14 protein-coding genes are annotated in these 19,146 nt (G+C 66.5%); 11 read left to right on the plus strand and 3 right to left on the minus strand.

The genetic code is table 11. From position 1 onward, the window contains the following. The first annotated feature begins 259 nt into the window (after positions 1-259). The 9 genes from ahpF (at position 260) to ACSUZJ_RS07625 (ending at position 13,168) form a co-directional block, all read left to right on the plus strand. Positions 260-1,849: an alkyl hydroperoxide reductase subunit F gene (gene ahpF / locus ACSUZJ_RS07585; protein ID WP_499414819.1), complete on the plus strand. Its 1,590-nt coding sequence runs from the start codon at positions 260-262 to the stop codon at positions 1,847-1,849. Between the two features lie 809 nt (positions 1,850-2,658). Beyond that, positions 2,659-4,368, plus strand: coding sequence for a RecQ family ATP-dependent DNA helicase (locus ACSUZJ_RS07590; RefSeq protein WP_499414821.1), 1,710 nt, complete (start codon positions 2,659-2,661; stop codon positions 4,366-4,368). Between the two features lie 16 nt (positions 4,369-4,384). Continuing rightward, a complete protein-coding gene (locus ACSUZJ_RS07595) occupies positions 4,385-5,449 on the plus strand; it encodes a ligase-associated DNA damage response exonuclease (RefSeq protein WP_499414823.1) in 1,065 nt (354 codons plus the stop codon). Continuing rightward, positions 5,442-7,076 carry an ATP-dependent DNA ligase gene (locus tag ACSUZJ_RS07600; protein WP_499414825.1) on the plus strand — a complete coding sequence of 545 codons (1,635 nt, stop codon included), beginning with the start codon at positions 5,442-5,444 and terminating at the stop codon, positions 7,074-7,076. Before ACSUZJ_RS07595 ends, ACSUZJ_RS07600 begins: the two co-directional genes overlap by 8 nt. Next, positions 7,073-9,541 (plus strand): ligase-associated DNA damage response DEXH box helicase, encoded by a 2,469-nt coding sequence (locus tag ACSUZJ_RS07605; RefSeq protein ID WP_499414827.1) that lies wholly within the window; start codon positions 7,073-7,075, stop codon positions 9,539-9,541. The genes ACSUZJ_RS07600 and ACSUZJ_RS07605 overlap by 4 nt, the downstream gene beginning before the upstream one ends. Then, complete coding sequence (gene pdeM / locus ACSUZJ_RS07610) at positions 9,538-10,194, plus strand: ligase-associated DNA damage response endonuclease PdeM (RefSeq protein ID WP_499414829.1); 657 nt, start codon at positions 9,538-9,540, stop codon at positions 10,192-10,194. Before ACSUZJ_RS07605 ends, pdeM begins: the two co-directional genes overlap by 4 nt. A 133-nt stretch (positions 10,195-10,327) precedes the next feature. Then, positions 10,328-11,452, plus strand: a complete 1,125-nt coding sequence (locus ACSUZJ_RS07615; RefSeq protein WP_499414831.1) for a sensor histidine kinase — start codon at positions 10,328-10,330, stop codon at positions 11,450-11,452. Further along, on the plus strand, positions 11,449-12,240 hold the full coding sequence (locus ACSUZJ_RS07620) for a LytR/AlgR family response regulator transcription factor (protein ID WP_499414833.1): 792 nt from the start codon (positions 11,449-11,451) through the stop codon (positions 12,238-12,240). Before ACSUZJ_RS07615 ends, ACSUZJ_RS07620 begins: the two co-directional genes overlap by 4 nt. 127 nt (positions 12,241-12,367) lie before the next feature. Then, the gene (locus ACSUZJ_RS07625; protein WP_499414835.1) at positions 12,368-13,168 is read left to right on the plus strand and encodes an outer membrane lipoprotein; all 801 of its coding nucleotides are present in this window, start codon (positions 12,368-12,370) and stop codon (positions 13,166-13,168) included. A 120-nt stretch (positions 13,169-13,288) separates the two neighbouring features. On the opposite strand, the gene ACSUZJ_RS07630 is transcribed toward ACSUZJ_RS07625, so the two are convergent. The 3 genes from ACSUZJ_RS07630 to ACSUZJ_RS07640 form a co-directional block, all read right to left on the minus strand. Further along, a complete protein-coding gene (locus tag ACSUZJ_RS07630; RefSeq protein ID WP_313703357.1) occupies positions 13,289-14,086 on the minus strand; it encodes a Crp/Fnr family transcriptional regulator in 798 nt (265 codons plus the stop codon). Positions 14,087-14,634: 548 nt separating this feature from the next. Further along, positions 14,635-15,279 carry a response regulator gene (locus tag ACSUZJ_RS07635; protein ID WP_229438905.1) on the minus strand — a complete coding sequence of 215 codons (645 nt, stop codon included), beginning with the start codon at positions 15,277-15,279 and terminating at the stop codon, positions 14,635-14,637. A gap of 93 nt (positions 15,280-15,372) precedes the next feature. After that, on the minus strand, positions 15,373-15,840 hold the full coding sequence (locus tag ACSUZJ_RS07640) for a universal stress protein (RefSeq protein ID WP_499414837.1): 468 nt from the start codon (positions 15,838-15,840) through the stop codon (positions 15,373-15,375). Positions 15,841-16,229: 389 nt separating this feature from the next. On the opposite strand from ACSUZJ_RS07640, the gene ACSUZJ_RS07645 reads away from it, so the two are divergent. Together ACSUZJ_RS07645 and ACSUZJ_RS07650 are read left to right on the plus strand one after the other, a co-directional pair. Beyond that, on the plus strand, positions 16,230-17,069 hold the full coding sequence (locus tag ACSUZJ_RS07645; protein ID WP_499414839.1) for a protein phosphatase CheZ: 840 nt from the start codon (positions 16,230-16,232) through the stop codon (positions 17,067-17,069). Then, complete coding sequence (locus ACSUZJ_RS07650) at positions 17,069-18,958, plus strand: chemotaxis protein CheA (RefSeq protein ID WP_499414841.1); 1,890 nt, start codon at positions 17,069-17,071, stop codon at positions 18,956-18,958. The genes ACSUZJ_RS07645 and ACSUZJ_RS07650 overlap by 1 nt, the downstream gene beginning before the upstream one ends. Positions 18,959-19,146: the final 188 nt, after the last annotated feature.

Below are 19,146 nucleotides of genomic sequence, written 5' to 3' on the forward strand. Positions count from 1 at the left end.
GGAACCTCGATAAACCTACTGCGCGTCGGACTGGCGCCCTGCGATGCTCGCCGTACCGTAAGTACGGCTGCGCTTCTCGGACGCCATTCCTTCCGCTCGCTACGGTTTCTCGAGGTCCCGAGAAGCAAACTGGTAACACAGTAATACCCCAGTAATACCCCAGTAATACCCCAGTAATACCCCAGTAATACCCCAGTAATACCCCGTAGTACGGACACTCGCCGACGCGAGTGTCCTTCACCGAATAAAAGGAATAACCATGCTCGAAGCAACCCTCAAGAAGCAGTTACAAGCCTATTTGGAAAAAGTGGTGCAGCCGATTGAGATCGTTGCGTCGCTTGATGACTCGCCGAAAGCGCGAGAAATGGAAGAACTGCTCAAGGAAATCACTTCCCTGAGCGCCAAGATTACCTATCGCGATGGCGGCAGTGCGACCCGCAAGCCGTCCTTCGCCATCAACCGCGTCGGTACCGACATCGGCATCGAATTCGCTGCGATTCCGCTGGGCCATGAGTTCACCTCGCTGGTGCTGGCCCTGCTGCAAGTCGGCGGACACCCGATCAAGTTCGATGCGCCTGTCATCGAGCAGATCAAGAACCTGAAGGGCGACTTCGTCTTCGAGGCCTTCATCTCGCTGTCCTGCCATAACTGCCCGGAAGTGGTGCAGGCGCTGAACTCGATGTCCATCATCAACCCGCGCATCAAGGTCACCACCATCGACGGCGGCCTGTTCAAGGATGAAGTCGAGTCGCGCCAGATCCTGGCCGTGCCGATGATGTTCCTGAACGGCGAGCACTTTGGCCAGGGCCGCATGAGCGCCGAGGAAATCCTCGCCAAGCTCGACACCGGCGCCGGCGCCGCCAAGGCGGCCGAGCTGAGCCAGAAAGACCCGTTCGACGTGCTGATCGTCGGCGGCGGTCCCGCCGGCGCGGCAGCGGCGATCTACTCGGCCCGCAAAGGCATCCGTACCGGCGTCGTCGCCGACCGCTTCGGCGGCCAGGTGATGGATACCCTGGCGATCGAGAACTTTGTCTCGGTCAAGGAAACCGAAGGGCCGAAGTTCGCCGTGGCGCTGGAAGAGCACGTCAAGCACTACGAGGTCGACATCATGAACCTGCAGCGTGCCGCCAAGCTCGAACGCAACGAGGACGCCAAGCTGTACGAAGTGACGACCGAATCCGGCGCCGTGCTGAAGTCGAAGTCGGTGATCATCTCGACCGGTGCCCGCTGGCGCGAAATCAACGTGCCGGGCGAAAAAGAGTACAAGAACCACGGCGTGGCCTACTGCCCGCACTGCGACGGTCCGCTGTTCAAGGGCAAGCGCGTGTCGGTGATCGGCGGCGGTAACTCGGGCGTCGAAGCGGCGATCGACCTGGCCGGCATCGTCGAGCACGTGACCCTGATCGAATACGGCGCGGAACTGCGCGCCGACGCGGTCCTGCAGCGCAAGCTCTACAGCCTGAAGAACGTGAACGTGATCAAGAGCGCCCAAACCACGGAAATCCATGGCGACGGCAAGAAGGTGACGGCCCTGTCGTACAAGGACCGCAACAGCGGCGAGATCCACCGCATCGAACTGGCCGGCGTGTTCGTCCAGATCGGCCTGGTCCCGAACGCCGAATGGCTCAAGGGTACGATCGAGCTGTCGCCGTACGGCGAGATCGAAGTCGACGTGCGCGGCGAAACCTCGCTGCCGGGCGTGTTCGCGGCCGGCGACGTGACCACCGTGCCGTTCAAGCAGATCGTCATCGCCGTGGGCGAGGGCGCCAAGGCCTCCCTGGCATCCTTCGACTACCTGATGCGCCTGCCGACGGAAGAGACCGAGGCACTGGACGCCAAGGCAGCGTAAGGCTTGCGGCCTGCGGGCCGCAGCAGTAAGCAGGAACGCCATCCCGACATCGTCGCGATGGCGTTTTTTATTGTTGACTTCATCCGTAGGGTGGGCACTCCGTGCCCACGCGCTACGTGTTCGTCCGGAGTCGGCAGCGCACATTGTTCGCTCCGCGGCACTGACCATGGTGCTGGCGCCAACTTGACGCTTTTGTTTCGGCGCCACTCATGCTCTGCGGCACACCAGACGGCAACATGGCTCACGCTTCTGGTGGGCACGGGGTGCCCACCCTACGGTTGGCATCAGCGTACTTTCATGCCGCGGCAACTTGGTCGACGTTCACCAACAAAAAGCGCCGTGCCACATCAGTGGTACGGCGCTTCCCTTATCGTGCGCGGCCCGGGGCCGCGGCTACAGTAGAATTGGGCTATCGAACTTGCCACGCAGGCAAGTATTCAGCCCGAAATCAGTGGAACATCATCAGTGCCGCGCCCTGCAGAGCCTCGGTTTCGTACAGCAGCCAGGCGGCCGCGCCGGCGAGGGCAAGTTGCAGTGCGGTCAGGGTGGTGGGGATTGAGCGCATCATGATCGTTCTCCGGGGCGGTGTGTCGTTCATTATTTTCGTTGGTGTATGGTGCCATCTTAGTCACTCCTTCGATTTCCCGGCATCGGCGCGGACTCCGCCGTTGTGTAGGAAAAAGCCTTGTGGCCCTGTCTCAGGTTCAGCAGGCACAGCCGAGTGGCGGCGCCGACAGCGGCGCTCCTACATCCGCCTTGGCTCGCCTCCTATAGCCGTGTTCGCGCGCGCGACCTAGAGTAGCGCCATCATGACCCGACACGAACCCAAACTCCTCCACAACGGCCTCCTCGCGGTGCGCCGCAATACCATTCGCAAGCTGCTGCGCTCCGTGTTCGGCATCGAACACCTGCGCGAAGGGCAGCAACGCGTGATCGACAGCGTCCTGGACGGCAAGGACACGCTGGCCATCATGCCCACCGGCGGCGGCAAGTCGCTGTGCTACCAGATTCCCGCCCGCATGCTCGGGGGCACCACGGTCGTGGTCTCGCCCCTGATCTCGCTGATGAAAGACCAGCTGGAAAAGCTCGAGGAGCTGGGCGTGAGCGCCTGCCAGGTCAACAGCAGCCTGTCCAGCGAGGAAGAGCACCAGGCGCTGGCCTCGATCAGCGACGGCAGTTGCGAGATCGTGTTCTGTACGCCCGAGCGCCTGGCCTCGCCCGAATTCATCGAGGTCCTGAAGGGCACCACGGTGAGCCTGGTCGCCATCGACGAAGCCCATTGCATCTCGCAGTGGGGCCACGACTTCCGCCCGGCCTACATCGAGATGGCGGCGGCGATCGCGGCGCTGGGCAGCCCGACCGTGCTGGCCCTGACCGCCACCGCCACCGACGAGGTGATCGAGGACATCGGCCGCCAGCTGAACCGGCCGCGCATGAAGGTCATCAACACCGGCATCTACCGCCCCAACCTGGAGTACCGCGTGCTGCAGGTGACCAGCCTGGACGAAAAGTTCGCCGAGGCGCGCCGGCTGGTGGCCGAGACGCCGGGCGTGGGCATTGTCTACGCCGCGACCGTCAAGGCGGCCGAGGAAATGCACCGCATCCTGGAGGAAGCGGGCGAATCGGTGACGATCTACCACGGCAAACTGCCGGCCGCCGAACGCCGCGCCAACCAGGACCTGTTCATGAACGACGAGCGGCGCATCATGGTCGCGACCAATGCCTTCGGCATGGGCATCGACAAGCCCGACACCCGCTTCGTGATCCACCTGCAGATTCCGGCCAACCTCGAATCCTATTACCAGGAGTCGGGCCGGGCAGGGCGCGACGGCCAGGATGCGAAATGCACGCTGCTCTTCCTGCAGGACGACAAGCGCGTCCAGCAGTTCTTCCTGGTGAAGCACTATCCGGACGCGCTTGAAATCCGCTCGGTCTACGAGGCCGCGAAGGAACTGGCCGAGGAGGGACCGGTGACGAGCGAGCGCATCGAGGAAAAGCTCGGCGACCTGAACGAGGCCAAGGTCAAGGTCTGCCTCAAGCTGCTGAAGGACGGCAAGCTGGTGCGCCAGAACCGCAAGCTCGAGTTCGTGCTGACCCATGCCGAGCCGAAGGCGGCGGTGTTCGAGCAACTGGCCGAGGTCTACGTGCAGAAGCAGGAGCACGACCGCGAGGCGCTGGAGAAAATGGTGAGCTATGCGGTGAGCGGCTTCTGCCGCTGGAAGCTGCTGCTCGACTACTTCGGCGACGAGGTCGAAGGCTTCGAGAAGTGCTGCCGCTGCGACAACTGCCGCAATCCGCCGGCGCTGACCCTGCTTGATGACATCGAGATCCGCGACGACGAGTTCGACCACGAGCCCGAACCCGAGCCGGCCGGCCCGCAGTTCGAGGTGGGCGCGCGCGTGAAGGTGGCCAAGTACGGGGAGGGCGTGGTGAGCTCCTTCGCGGGCGGCCAGGTCGGCATCGACTTCCCGGACGGCGAGCACCGCAGCTTTATGGCAGACTTCGTGGAACCCGTATAAGCAAAGAAGGGACCGCATGGCTGACATGGTGGTAGTGCGCAAGGAGGGCCTGTACTGCGTACCTGGCCAGTTCTACATCGACCCCTGGCGGCCGGTGGAAAGGGCCGTGATCACGCATGCGCACGGCGACCACGCGCGCTACGGCCACGGGCGCTACCTCACGGCCGCCAGCGGTGTGCACGTGCTGCGCTCGCGCCTGGGCGAGATCGCGGTCGACGGCCTGGAATACGGCGAGCGCATCGTCCACAACGGCGTCACCATCTCGCTGCACCCGGCGGGACACGTGCTGGGATCAAGCCAGGTGCGCATGGAGTGCGGCGGCGAGGTCTGGGTCGCTTCCGGCGACTACAAGGTCGAGCCCGATAAAACCTGCGCGCCCTTCGAACCCGTACGCTGCCACACCTTCATCACCGAATCGACCTTCGGGCTGCCGATCTACCGCTGGGAGCCCGAGCAAAGCATTTTTGACGACATCAACCGCTGGTGGCGCAAGAACGCCGAGGAAGGGCGCTGCAGCGTCATCTTCGGCTATTCCTTCGGCAAGGCCCAGCGCATCCTGTCGGGACTCGATCCCGCGATCGGCCCCATCGTCTGCCATGGCGCGGTCGAGCCGCTGAACCGGGTTTACCGCGAGGGTGGCGTCGAACTGCCGCCGACGCTGATGGTGAGCGAGGTGTCGAAAGCCGACCTGAAACGGGCCATCGTCGTCGCGCCGCCGTCCGCATCCGGTTCGCCCTGGATGAAGCGCTTCGGCGACTACAGCGACGCCTTTGCCAGCGGCTGGATGCAGTTGCGCGGCGCGCGCCGGCGGCGCGGCGTCGACCGAGGCTTCGTGCTGTCCGACCACGCCGACTGGCCCGGCCTGATGAGCGCGATCGGCGCCACTGGCGCGCAGCGCATCATCGTCACCCACGGCTCGATTCCGGTGCTGGTGCGCTGGCTCTGCCAGCAGGGGCTGGATGCGGCCGGCTTCGACACCGAGTATGGCGACGACGATGACGACGTCGCCATCCCGCCGCAGCCGGCCGAAGCTGCCCAGGCGGACGACAGCGCGGAGGCAAAGGAGGCGAGCGATGCGTGAATTCGCCCGCCTCTACGCCGAACTCGACGAAACCACCGCCACCAACCGCAAGCTCGACGCACTGCAGAACTATTTTGCGAACGCCGCGCCCGAGAACGCCGCCTGGGCCGTCTACTTCCTCGCCGGCGGCAAGCCGCGCCAGGCCGTGCCGACCAAGCTGCTGCGCCAGTACGCCATCGAATACGCGGTGCTCGACGACTGGCTGTTCGACGAATCCTATAACGCGGTCGGCGACCTGGCCGAGACCATCGCCCACATCCTGCCGCCGCCGGAAAAGCGCAGCGACGTGGGACTCGCGCAGTGGATGGAGCAGCGCATCGGCCCCTTGCGCGGCGCCGACCCCGGCGCGATCCGCGAAGCCCTGTTCGGCTACTGGAACGAGCTCGACTGGCGCGAGCGTTTCCTCCTCGTGAAACTGATCGGCGGGGGCTTCCGGGTCGGCGTGTCGAAACTGCTGGTCACGCGCGCGCTGGCGAACATCGCGGCGGTGGACAGCAAGCTGATCGCCCAGCGCCTGATGGGCTGGACCGACGGCAGCGTGCGCCCGACCGCCGCCGGCTTCCTGCAATTGATCGCCGCGCAAAGCGACGAGGAACACAAGCTGCGCGGCGGCCAGCCTTACCCCTTCTTCCTCGCCCATCAGCTGCAGGGCGACCCGGCGGCGCTGGGCGAACTGGCCGACTGGCAGGTCGAGTGGAAGTACGACGGCATCCGCGCCCAGCTGGTGCGCCGCGGCGGCCAGAACTACCTGTGGTCGCGCGGCGAAGACCTGATCTCGGAGCGCTTCCCGGAGCTGTGCAACGCGCGCCTGCCCGAAGGAACGGTGCTCGACGGTGAAGTGCTCATATGGGATCACCAGCACGACGTGCCGGCCCCGTTCGCCGAACTGCAGCGCCGCATCGGCCGCAAGACCCTGAGCGCCAAGCTGCTCGCCGAGCTGCCGGCGGTGCTGGTCTGCTACGACCTGCTGGAACTCGACGGCGTCGACCTGCGCGCGCTGCCCCAGATTGAACGGCGCGCCCTGCTGGAAACCCAGGTGGCGCAGCTGGACCTGCCGCAGATCAAGCTTTCTCCGCTGGTCCATGCCGACTCCTGGGAGGCGCTGGCCGAGCTGCGCGCCGAGTCGCGCGCGCGCGGCGTCGAGGGCATGATGGTCAAGGCCAGGAATGCCCAGTACGGCGTGGGCCGCACCAAGGACGTCGGCACCTGGTGGAAGTGGAAGATCGATCCCTATTCGGTCGACGCGGTGCTGATCTATGCCCAGGCCGGGCACGGCCGGCGCGCTTCGCTCTACACCGACTACACGTTTGCGGTCTGGGACGGGGAGGAGGGCGAACGCCGGCTGGTGCCCTTCGCGAAAGCCTATTCCGGGCTGACCGACGCCGAGATCGCCCAGGTCGACAATGCGATCCGCAAGACCACGGTCGAGAAGTTCGGCCCGGTGCGCTCGGTAAAACCGACCATGGTGTTCGAGATCGGCTTCGAGGGCATCGCCCTGTCGAGCCGACACAAGGCGGGCATCGCGGTGCGCTTTCCGCGCATCCTGCGCCGGCGCGACGACAAGACGGTCGAGGATGCCGATACCCTCGACACCCTGAAGGGGCTGCTGGGGGCGGCCGGGGCATGAGCGGGCCGACGGCAAGCGCGGTGCGCGCCTGGTTCGCAGCGCGCGGCTGGAAAGCCTTTCCCTTCCAGCGCGCCGTGTGGAAGGCGGCGCTCGCCGGACAGTCCGGGCTGCTGCATGCAAACACCGGTGCCGGCAAGACCTTCGCGGTCTGGCTCGCGGCCCTGCAGCGCGGCGCCCTCGGCAAGGGCAAGAAGATGAGCGGCCTGCGCGTGCTGTGGATCACGCCGATGCGCGCGCTCGCCGCCGACACCCAGCGCGCCCTCGAGGAATCGGCGGCCCAGCTCGCGCCCGGCTGGACGGTCGGGGCGCGCACCGGCGACACCGGTTCGGCCGAGCGCGCACGCCAGTCGCGCAGCTGGCCGACCGCCCTCGTCACCACGCCGGAGAGCCTGTCGCTGCTGCTGTCGCACGCGGCGGCACGCGAGCAGTTCAAGCACCTGGACATGATCGTCATCGACGAGTGGCACGAACTGATGGGCAGTAAGCGCGGGGTGCAGGTGCAACTGGCGCTGGCGCGCCTGCGCACCTGGCGTCCGGAGCTGGTGATCTGGGGCGTCTCGGCGACGATGGGCGACCTTGATCTCGCGCGCCAGGTGCTGCTGGGCGGCGAACTTGCAAAATCAGGCGTACTGGTCGAGGGCGACACGAAGAAGCAGATCGTGGTCGACTCCCTGATCCCGAAGGATGTCTCGCGCTTTCCCTGGGGCGGGCACCTGGGCATGCAGATGCTCCAGCCGGTGATCGACGAGATCGAGCACTACGACGCCACGCTGGTGTTCACCAACACCCGCGCCCAGTCCGAGATCTGGTACCAGAACATCCTCGATGCGCGTCCCGACTGGGCCGGCGTGATCGCGCTGCACCACGGCTCGCTGGCGCGCGAGGTGCGCGACTGGGTCGAGATGGGCCTCAAGAAGGGCGAGCTGAAGGCCGTGATCTGCACCGCCAGCCTGGACCTGGGCGTGGACTTCCTGCCGGTCGAGCGCGTGCTGCAGGTCGGCAGCGCCAAGGGCATCGCGCGCCTGCTGCAGCGCGCGGGACGCAGCGGCCACGCGCCGGGACGGGTCTCGCGCGTGACGCTGGTGCCGACCAACAGCCTGGAAATCCTGGAGGCGGCCGGCGCCAAGGTCGCGGTCGCCCAGCGCAGGATCGAAGGCCGGTATGTGCCCAATAAACCCTTCGACGTGCTGGTGCAGCACCTGGTGACGGTGGCGCTGGGCGGCGGCTTCCGTTCCGAGGAGCTGTTCGAGGAGGTGAAGCGCGCCTGGTCCTACCGCGAGCTCAACGAAGAGGAATGGCAGTGGGCGCTCGATTTCGTCGCACGCGGCGGGCAAAGCCTGACCGTGTATCCGGAATACCGGCGCGTGCTGCCGGACGAGGAGGGCGTCTACCGGGTGCCCGACGTCGGCATCGGCCGGCGTCACCGGATGGGCATCGGCACCATCGTCTCGGACGCGACCATGCAGGTGAAGTACGTGAGCGGCGGGCGCATCGGCAGCATGGAGGAGTCCTTCATTTCGCGCCTGAAGCCGGGCGACCATTTCCTGTTCGGCGGGCGCATCCTGGAATTCGTGCGTGTGCACGAGATGACGGCTTTCGTGAAACGCGCGACCGGCAGCCGCGGGGCGATCGCGCGCTGGCAGGGCGCGAAGATGCCGATGTCCTCGGAGCTGGCGCACGCGGCGCTCGAGCAGCTGCGCCAGGCGGCGCAAGGGCGCTTCGAGGGGCCGGAAATGCAGGCGATCTGTCCGCTGATCGAGATCCAGCAGCGCTGGTCGGCGCTGCCCACCATCGATACACTGGTGATCGAGACCATGAAGAGCCGCGAAGGCTGGCACCTGTTCATCTACCCGTTCGCCGGGCGCTCGGTGCACACCGGCCTGGCCTCGCTGTTCGCCTGGCGCATCGGGCGGCGCCAGCCGATCACCTTCTCGATCGCGGTCAACGACTACGGCTTCGAGCTGCTGTCGCCGGACCCGGTCGACTGGGCCGGCGAGTTCGACGGCGAGACTGGGCTGGAAGTCGGCCTGTTCGATACCGGCCGCCTGCTGGAAGACGTGCTGGAAAGCCTGAACGCGACCCAGCTCTCGCAGCAGCGCTTCCGCGAAGTGGCGCGCATCGCCGGACTGGTGTTCCAGGGCTACCCGGGCCAGCCAAAGTCGACGCGCCAGGTGCAGGCCTCGTCTTCGCTGTTCTTCGAGGTCTTCCGCAAGCACGACCGCGGCAACCTGCTGCTCACCCAGGCCGAACGCGAGGTGCTCGAGCAGGAGCTGGAGCTGACCCGCCTGCGCGACACCTTGCTCGAGCTGCATGCCCGCAGGATCGCCTACCGCGAGGTGCGGCGCGCCACGCCCTTCGGCTTCGCCCTGATGGTCGAGCGCTTCCGCGAGAAGGTCAGCACTGAGAAGCTCTCGGACCGGGTGGCGCGCATGGTGCGCGAACTGGAAAAGGCGGCGGCTGCATGAGCACGGGTGCGTTGGCTGTGGAGGTGGCGGGCGAACACCTGCTGCTGTTGCCGGAAAAAGCCGTCTACTGGCCGGCGCAGCAGATGCTGGTCATCGCCGACATTCACTTCGGCAAGGCGGCCTCGTTCCGCGCGCTCGGGGTGCCGGTGCCGCGCGGGACCACCACCGAGAACCTGAACGCGCTTGACGCCCTGATCGAGACCCACGGCGCGCGCCAGGTCGCCTTCCTCGGCGACTTCCTGCATGCGCGCGCGGCCCACGCTTCCAGCACCCAGCAGGCGATGCTGGCCTGGCGCGCGACTCGGCCAGGGCTGCGCCTGCTGCTGGTGCGTGGCAACCACGACCGCCATGCCGGCGACCCGGCGGCGGCGCTCGGCATCGAGCTGGTCGACGAGCCGCATGCGCTTGGCCCCTTCGCCTTCTGCCACCACCCGGACCTGGAGACGCCGGGCTATGCGCTGGCCGGACACGTGCATCCGGCCTGGGTGCTGGCCACCCGCTTCGACGCGCTGCGCCTGCCGTGCTTCGTGGTCGGGAGGCGCCGCATGATCCTGCCTTCCTTCGGTTCCTTCACCGGCGGGCACGTCGTCACACGCGAGGCGGGCGACGCGATCTACGTCACTTCGGGCGAAGCGGTGCACGCGGTGCGCTGAGGCGCATACCCGGCTTCGCGCCGGATTCTCCCCGTTTCGCTCCTGCGCAAGCCGGCTTCGTCGCAGCCGGCTTGCCTGCTGGCGCGGCGCTCGGCACAATCGTCACTATTGCCATCCAGACAAAGCGAAGCCGATGTCCACGACCGTTCACACTGCCGCCGCCGGCGCGCCTGCGGCCCCGCTGCCGCTGCTGCGGCGCCTGCTGGCCGACCTGCGCATCGGGGTGCCGGTCAGCCTGTTCGCCGGCCTCCTTGTCACGCTCGCCACCGGTTCTCCCGAGCAGCTCTACCAGCAGCTGCTGTATTCGCTGTGTATCGGCATGGCCAGCTTTGCCATGGTCGACCTGGCGCGCCTGCTGCTCTGGCCGGACCCGGCACGACGCGCGCACCAATGGCTTGCCTTCCTGGGCCTGATGCTGGCCGCGTCGGTGCTCGGGCATTTCATGGGGCACCACGCTGCCGCGACGATGCTCGGCCACAAGGTGCCGACGCTGACCGAATACCCGTCGGTCGGCCGCGTCAGCATGATCCTGTTCACCTTTGTCGGCATGGTCACGATGATGCTGCTGGTCGAACACCGCGAGCGCGTCGCCCGCATCCGGCGCGAGCACCAGGAGGCGCGCCTGCGCGCCGAAGTGGTCGAGCGCCAGGCCCTGCAGGTCCAGTTGCGCCTGCTCCAGGCCCAGATCGAGCCGCACATGCTGTTCAATACCCTGGCCAACCTGCAGGGCCTGATCGCGCTCGATCCGGACCGCGCCAGTCTCATGCTCGACCAGCTGATCCAGTACCTGCGCGCCACGCTGGGCGTCTCGCGCTCGGAAAGCACCACGCTGGAACAGGAATTCGCCGCGATGGAAGCCTACCTCGGCCTGATGGGCGTGCGCATGGGCGAGCGCCTGGCCTACCGCCTGGACCTGCCGCCGCGGCTGCGCGCCGCGCGCCTGCCGCCGCTGCTGCTGCAACCCCTGGTCGAGAACGCCATCGTGCACGGGCTGGAACCGAAGATCGAGGGCGGCGACGTCCTCATCAGCGCCGAGGCGCGCGACGGCCTGCTCGAGATCACCGTGCGCGACAGCGGGCTCGGCCTCCCTGCGGCAGGCGAGGGCGGCAAGCGCGCGCACCGCGGCGGCGGCGTGGGCGTGGCCACCACCCGCGAGCGCCTGCAGGTGCTGTACGGCGAGCGCGCCAGCGTCCTGCTCGCCCCCGCCCAGCCCGAGGGCACCATCGTCCGCCTCACCCTTCCACTGGAGACCCCATGAGCATCCGCGCCCTGATTGCCGAAGACGAACCGATCCTTGCCGCCACCCTGGCGCGCAGCCTGCAACGGCTCTGGCCGGAACTCGAGATCGTCGGCACGGCGCCGAACGGCGTGGCCGCGGTCGAGCAGGCGCTGGCCCTGAAACCGGGCGTGCTCTTCCTCGACATCAAGATGCCGGGCCAGACCGGGCTGGAAGCGGCCGAGGAACTGGCCGAGCGCTGGGAAGGTCCCGAGCCTTTCCCGCAGGTGGTGTTCGTCACCGCCTACGACGAGTACGCGGTCCAGGCCTTCGAGCATGCCGCCGCCGACTACGTGCTCAAGCCGGTCAACGATGCGCGCCTGGCGCGCACGGTCGAGCGCCTGCGCACCCTGCTGGCGGCGCGCCTGGACGATGGCGGCCTTTCCGGTCTTTCCGGGCTGGTCAGCCAGCTCCGGGCCCTGCTGCCGGCGTCGTCAGGCCCGGAGCGCCTGACGACGATTCGCGCGGCGGTCGGCAACATCGTACGCATGATTCCGGTGGAGGAGGTCGTGTTCTTCCAGGCAGTCGACAAATACGTGAATGTCGTCACCGCCGACAGCGAAGCCCTGATCCGGCTCAGCCTGAAGGAACTGCTGCCCCAGCTCGACCCGCAGTGTTTCCACCAGGTCAGCCGCGGCGCGGTGGTCAACATGCGCTGCGTGGCCGCGGCCTCGCGCGACACGATGGGGAAGGTGGTGCTGGCGCTGCGCAACCGTCCCGAGAAGCTGCGCGTCAGCCCGGTCTATGCGCACCTGTTCCGGCAGATGTAGGCGTCGGCCGCGGTAATACGCTTGTGCTCGCCGCGCACGGTACGCTGGCGCACGGTCACGGCGGCTGCACAGGCGTAATTTCCTCTCATGCCTCGGGTGCAAGTACCCGCCTTATCCGATGGAGGCCATGATGAGATTACGAGCCACCCTGCTGTGCGCGCTGCTGCCGCTGGTGCCGATGACGCTGGCGCCGCTGCCTGCCCAGGCCCAGCACACCGCGCGCGACAACCTGCCCACGCCAGCGATCCGCGGCTTCAACGTCGAGGAAGTGCCGCGCATCGCGCCCGGCGTCGAGCTGCATTTCGACCTGTATGGCACGCCCGGCGGCAACGCGACCGTGAAGATCGATGGCGCCACGCGCAACCTGCACCTGACCGAAACCGATCCCGGCCAGTACGTCGGCACCTATACGGTCGGCGCCCACGACCGCATCCGCAACGACAGCGCGGCCAGCGCCGACCTGCGCCTGGGCGCCCGTTTCGCCAGCGCGACGCTGCCCGAAACCCTGGTGCGCAACGGCGCGCCGCCGGTGGCCCGGCGCGAGCTGACCGCCCAGCGCACGACCACGGCGCCAAGGACGGCGCGCTACTGCACCAACTGCGCGACGGTCGAAGCGGTGAACGTGGTCGAGGCCGAAGGGCAGGGCGGCATGCTGGGCACGGCCGGCGGCGCCGTCATCGGCGGCTTGCTGGGCAACCAGGTCGGCAGCGGCAGCGGCAGGACTGCGGCGACCGTTGCCGGCGCGGTGGGCGGCGCGATGGTCGGGCGCAACGTCGAACGCAATGCGCGCCGCAGCCAGCGCTACGAGGTCGTGGTGCGCTATGCGGGCAATGGCGCTACCCAGACCCTGCAGTACGAGAACGATCCGGGCTTCCGGGTCGGCGACGCCGTGCGCGTGAACGACGGGGTGCTCTCGCGCGACCAGTGAAGGGGCGGTGTTCCCCCTCGAGGTCAAAAAATCAGCCCCGGAGGTTCGCGGTCTCGTATCGAAACCCTGAACTTCCGGAGCCGACGATCCGTACACCGGGCCTGGCGATGAGGATGTCGTTCAGGCCGTGGCGAGGATCTGATCGTCGCCGGCGGCGTCCAGCTCGGCCTTCTGCTTGGCGCCCGCCTGCTTGGTACGCGAACGCGAGGGCGGCAGGCGGCGCAGGGTCTTGAGCGCTTCGGCGTCCTTGATGCCGATGGTGCGCTGGTCGACGGTGATCAGGCCGATCTCGTTGAAGGCCGACAGCGTGCGGCTTACGGTTTCCAGGGTCAGGCCGAGGTAGCTGCCGATCTCGTGGCGCGTCATGCGCAGGTTGAACAGCTTGCTCGAGTACCCCATGGCGGCGAAGCGGTCGGCCAGCGACACCAGGAAGCGCGCCACGCGGGCTTCGGCGGAGAGCGCGCCGAGCATGCCGATCATGGCCTGTTCGCGCACCAGTTCGCGGCTCATGACGCCGTACATCAGGTTTTCCAGCTCCATGTGCACGCGGCCCAGGGCGGTCAGCTTCTTGAACGGCAGCAGGATCAGGTCGCAGTCCGACAGCGCCACCGCCTCCGAAGCGTAGTGGCGGGTGTGGATGCCGTCGACGCCGAGCATGTCGCCCTTCATGGGGAAGCTCAGCACCTGTTCGTTGCCGAACTCGTCGATGAGGACGGTTTTCAGGAAGCCGGAGTTGACGATGTACAGGGTGTCGAAGGCCTGGCCGATGGTGTGGACGCGCTGGCCGGTCTTGAACTGCACGTGCTGGAACAGCAATTCTTCGGAATTGACCGAGACCGCGGCCGGGATATGGAGCAGGTCGCAGACCTCCTTCAGGTTGGACCACAGCCGGCCCTGGCGTTGACGCCCTGCTTCCATTGGGGCCGAATGCATGGTCGACGTGCTGGCATTGCGTTGATCTGTCGTTGGCTGGGACTGCATGCTCATCTCCAGTGAAGGAATCATTCGGGCTTGGCCAACCGGGCCGCACCGGTACTTCAATAGGAATTCAGAAAAGCGGCAGGCTTGGCTTACGGTGAGAAAGTAGATCGCAAGCAAGTCGAAACGCTGGATTCAGTATGCCAACACGAGTTCGGCAGGGGTATCAGCAATGGCTGAATGTGTAGGTAGGACGGTTGGTAGGAGTGTAGGAATATTCTTACCGAAACAGGCTGCCTCCGAAGGAGGGAGCGGCGAAAACATACCGGACACGATATCCGGTTTGCGCAAGCTGCGCGTTGCGCTGGTGGCACGAATGCGACTGGACGGTGTCAAACTTCATTCACCCAACGCTTCGTGCCGGCGACATCCATCAGTGCATCCGACCGGTCATTCAGGGCCGGCGCCTGGGCCGCGGCGCGGCGTCGAAGACGGCACGCCCCCGCGGCGACACGCTGCAGCGCAGCCACCGTGTCCTGCCAGGCGCATCATGCCTTCATCGGCGCCAGAAGGCGGTGCGCCACCGCGTACTGGACCATTTCCGACAGCGAGGTCATGCCCATTTTCTGCATGATACGCGTCTTGTGGGTGCTGACGGTCTTCACCGACAGGTGCAGGTTGTTGGCGATCTCGGTGATCGACTTGCCCCCCACCAGTAGCGAGAATACCTCGAATTCGCGGTCCGAGAGCTGTTTGTGCAGCAGCTGCTCGTTCGGCGCCATGATGTTCAGGGCCAGCTGCTCGGCCACCTCGGTGCTGATGTAGGGGCGGCCCGAGGCAACCTTGCGGATCGCCCCGACGAGCTGGGTGCCCGCGCTTTCCTTGGTCAGGTAGCCCTGGGCGCCGGCGCGGATCGCGCGCACCGCGTACTGTTCTTCCTCGTGCATGGTCAGGATGAGGATGGCCAGCTTCGGCGCCTCGCTGCGCACCTGGCGGATCAGGTCGACGCCGCTGCGCCCCGGCATCGACAGGTCCAGCAGCAGCAGGTCGAAGCCGCCCTGGCGCACCAGCGACAGGACCTCGAAGCCGTTGGTGGCCTCGCCGACGATCTCGACGTCGAGCGCGCCGTCGAGGATGCGCTTGAGCCCTTCGCGCATGATGGTGTGATCATCTGCGATGACGATTCTTATCATGTTGCATTCCCCCAGTGCCGCGGCAGGCCGTGGCTGTCTCCATTATCAGTGCGCGCCGCGGGCGGGTGCGTCCCGGCGCGCTCCCTTTTCGGCTCAGCTTGCGGCCGGCTCGCTGATCAGGCGGTGCACCAGCACCGGCTTGGTCGTATGCGACAACACCTTGTTGGTCACGCTGCCGAGCAGGAGCTGGCCCCAGCCGCTGCGTCCGTGCGAGCCCATGAAGATCAGGTCGCAGCCCTGTTGCTCGGCGACTTCGACGATTTTCAGCGCGGTGGCGTCGGAAAACGCCGTCATGCAGCTGTGCTGCAGGTTGGCTGCGGCGCAGGAACGCATGATGCGGCCCATGTAGTCCTCGCCCATGCGCTTCATCTGCTCGACATACTCTTCCTCGCTGGGATAGGAGGGCGGGATGATTTCGACGTAGACGGGGTACTGGTACTCGGGCGCCACGAACAGGGCCAGCACTTCGGCGCCCATCTGCTGCGCGAACTTGACGCCGGCGCAGGCCGTGTGCTGCGACACGGCCGAACCGTCGGTGGTGATCAGAATTTTCCGGTACATGATGAGCCCTCCCTGACAGCACGTATTGTGGCGTCTACTTTGCGGCCAGAGGATTGTGATAACGCAACCTATTGACTTTGCTCAAACATGAGTTCGCTTACGCAAGAGCCCTCGGGAAAACAGTGCACAATCGACGCGACCACAAAAACAACACCTGGCTTGTAAAAAGATGCAGGAACCGCATGGTTTTATTGTCGCGGAATTAAGTTTCCTTGTCCATTTTGTTGTACCTCGATCTCCGACATTTACCTAGAGCAACTACGCTGCTACACTCGCTCACTACGATTTGGGCTTCCAGCGAGGTGAATTCACGCGCGCGGAAGTCCGCATTACCCAACGGACCGAAGCACGCAGATCGTGACATTTATATATATGGAGAAGCAGGGATTATGACCGACGCCGCTGACGATTTCGACGCACTTTTCGAGGAAGTGGCGGCCCAGCGTGCCAGCGCGACGGCACCGGCTCCTGCCGCGCCGGCCCCGGCCCCGGCCAGCGTCGACGAAGACGACCTGGACGCGCTGTTCGAACAGGTGGCGGCAAGCCAGCCGGCCGCTGCAGTGCCCGCTGCAGCGGCTGCCGCGCCAGTTGCCGTTTCTGCTCCCGCCGCCGAAGGCGAGGGCGACAAGAACATGTACGAACGCCTGGGCGGCATCGTGCGCCTCCTGCATGACTCGCTGCGCGAGCTGGGCTACGACCGCGCGCTGACCGAAGCCTCGTCGCAGATCGTGGACGCCCAGGACCGCCTGGAATACGTCGCCACGCTGACCGAACAGGCCGCCAACAAGGTGCTCAACACCCTCGACGACGGCATGCCGGCGCAGGACAAGCTGTCGAAGCAGGCCCAGGACATGGAAACGCGCTGGGACGACCTGTTCTCCGGCAAGCTCAGCCTCGAGCAGTTCAAGGCCCTGGCCGGCGACTCGCGCCAGTTCGCCAAGGCCGTGTCCGAAGCGACCGAAGCCGAGAAGGCGCGCCTGCTCGAGATCATGATGGCCCAGGACTTCCAGGACATCACCGGCCAGCTGATCAAGAAAGTGGTCGCGATCACCAAGACCGTCGAGAACGAGCTGGCCCAGCTGCTGCGCGACAACGCACCGCCGGAAACCCGCGCCAAGCTGGCCGAGAAGGAAGCCGCGCCGGCGCCGCTGATGCAGGGGCCGTCCGTGCCGGACGTGGCGCTGGACCAGGACAATGTCGATGACCTTCTTGCCGAGCTGGGATTCTAATGGACGATATGCTCAAGGATTTCGTCGTCGAGGCGATGGACCTGGCAGTCAATGTTGAAGAGCATCTGCTGCGCCTCGAACGCGACCCTGAAAACAAGGAAACGCTGAACGCGGTCTTCCGCTCCTTCCACACGATCAAGGGCGGCGCCGGCTTCATGGGCCTGCCGGCCCTGGTGGCGGCCTGCCACCTGACCGAAAACCTGTTCGACGCGCTGCGCACCGGCGCCGCTCCCGTGACGCCGCTGGCGATCGAGGCGGCGCTGCAGGCCTCGGGCTTCGTGGCCGACCAGCTGGGCGACCTGAACAACGGCACCCCGCCGGAACAGCTCGCGTCCATGCCGCAGGACCTGGAACGCATCCTGATGGACGCGATCGAAGGCAAGACCGAGGCCGCGCCGGCCGCGCCCGCACCGGCTGCCGCGCCTGCGGCTGCACCTGTTGCCGAGGCCGCTCCAGCCGCCGCATCCGCCGCTTCGTCGGTCGGTGAAGACGGCCTCGACTGGACCGCGATGTACAACGCCGTGGTCCCGGCCGCAAACGCCATCGCCGCCGATGCGCCCGCGGCCGTCGCCGCCGCTCCGGTGGCCGCGCCCCAGGCCGAGGCCGCGCCGGCTGCCGCCGCCGCCGGCAACAAGCCGGGCTGGGACGGCATCGAACGCCGCCAGGAAAACAAGGTGGCCGAAGCGCGCGCCGCCGCCGCGCCGGCCAAGGACGAGAGCATCCGCATCGACGCGGTCAAGCTCGACGCGCTGCTGGAAGTGGCGGGAGAATCGGTGCAGGCCGCCAACCAGGCCGCCGTGCTGCTCGAGCGCCTGTCGCAGTTCAAGTTCGAAGGCCAGGCCGCCACCCTGATGGCGACCCTGACCGAAACCCTGGAACGCGCCTCGCGCTACTCGGCCGAACTGCAGCGCGCCACGCTGGCGACCCGCATGCAACCGGTCGGCCGCCTGTTCCAGAAGTTCCCGCGCCTGGTGCGCGAACTGGCGAAAGACCTCGGCAAGGACGTCGAGCTGACCATCGAAGGCGCCGAGACCGAAGTCGACCGCGTGGTCGTGGACAGCCTCTACGACCCGCTGGTGCACATGCTGCGCAACGCGCTCGACCACGGCGTCGAGTCGCCGGAGGAGCGCGTTGCAGCCGGCAAGCCGGCCAAGGCCTTCATCCTGCTGAAAGCCTGGCAGGAAGCCAACAGCGTCATGATCGTGCTGCAGGACGACGGCAAGGGCATGGATCCGGCCAAGCTGCGCAAGAAGGCCTTCGAAAAGGGCCTGATCGGCGAGAACGGCGCCCCGAACGACGAGGATGCCTACCAGCTGGTCTTCCTGCCGGGCTTCTCGACCAAGGAAGTGGCGTCGTCGGTCTCGGGCCGCGGCGTGGGCATGGACGTGGTCAAGACCGCGGTGGAAAAGAACCGCGGCGCGATCCGCATCGATTCCCGGCTCGGCTCGGGCACCAAGTTCGCGATCCGCCTGCCGATCGAACTGTCGATCGTGCCGACCATGCTGGTCTCCACCTCGGGCGCCTCGCTGGCGCTGCCGATGGCGGTCGTCGAGCGCGTGGTCGAGCTGCCGGAAACCTTCTCGAATGTCGGCGGCGCGCCGGTGCTGAAAGACCAGGGCCGTCCGCTGCCGGTGCGCTCGCTGGCCGGCGCCCTCGGCTACGAGGAAGCGCCGGAACGCGTCGGCATCGTCATCAACGCCCCGCAGCCCTACATCCTGGCGGTGGAAGCGGTTGATGGCACGGCCGACCTGGTGATCAAGCCGATGACGGCGCTGACCGTCGAAGGCATCACCGGCACCGCGCGTTCGGCCGAAGGCGAGCTGGTGCTGGTGGTCGGCCTGTCCTTCCTGATGGACGGCTGCCGCAGCACGGTGCGCATGGCGGCCTGATTTCGCCGCGGTCGCACCATCCGGGTGAAAAAGGGCCACCCCGGCCCTTGCAACAAAAAGCCTGTGCATCCGATGCGCAGGCTTTTTTTATTTGCATGCCTGTCTTTACATGCAAACAAAATTTGCATTAGAAAGCATTAATTGGCAGAATCGTGCGGAAGGCTGCCGCTTGCCGCACTGCACAATTA

The sequence above is a fragment of the Telluria sp. B2 genome (genome assembly GCF_051789535.1).
In the GTDB taxonomy this organism is placed as follows: Bacteria; Pseudomonadota; Gammaproteobacteria; order Burkholderiales; family Burkholderiaceae_D; genus Telluria.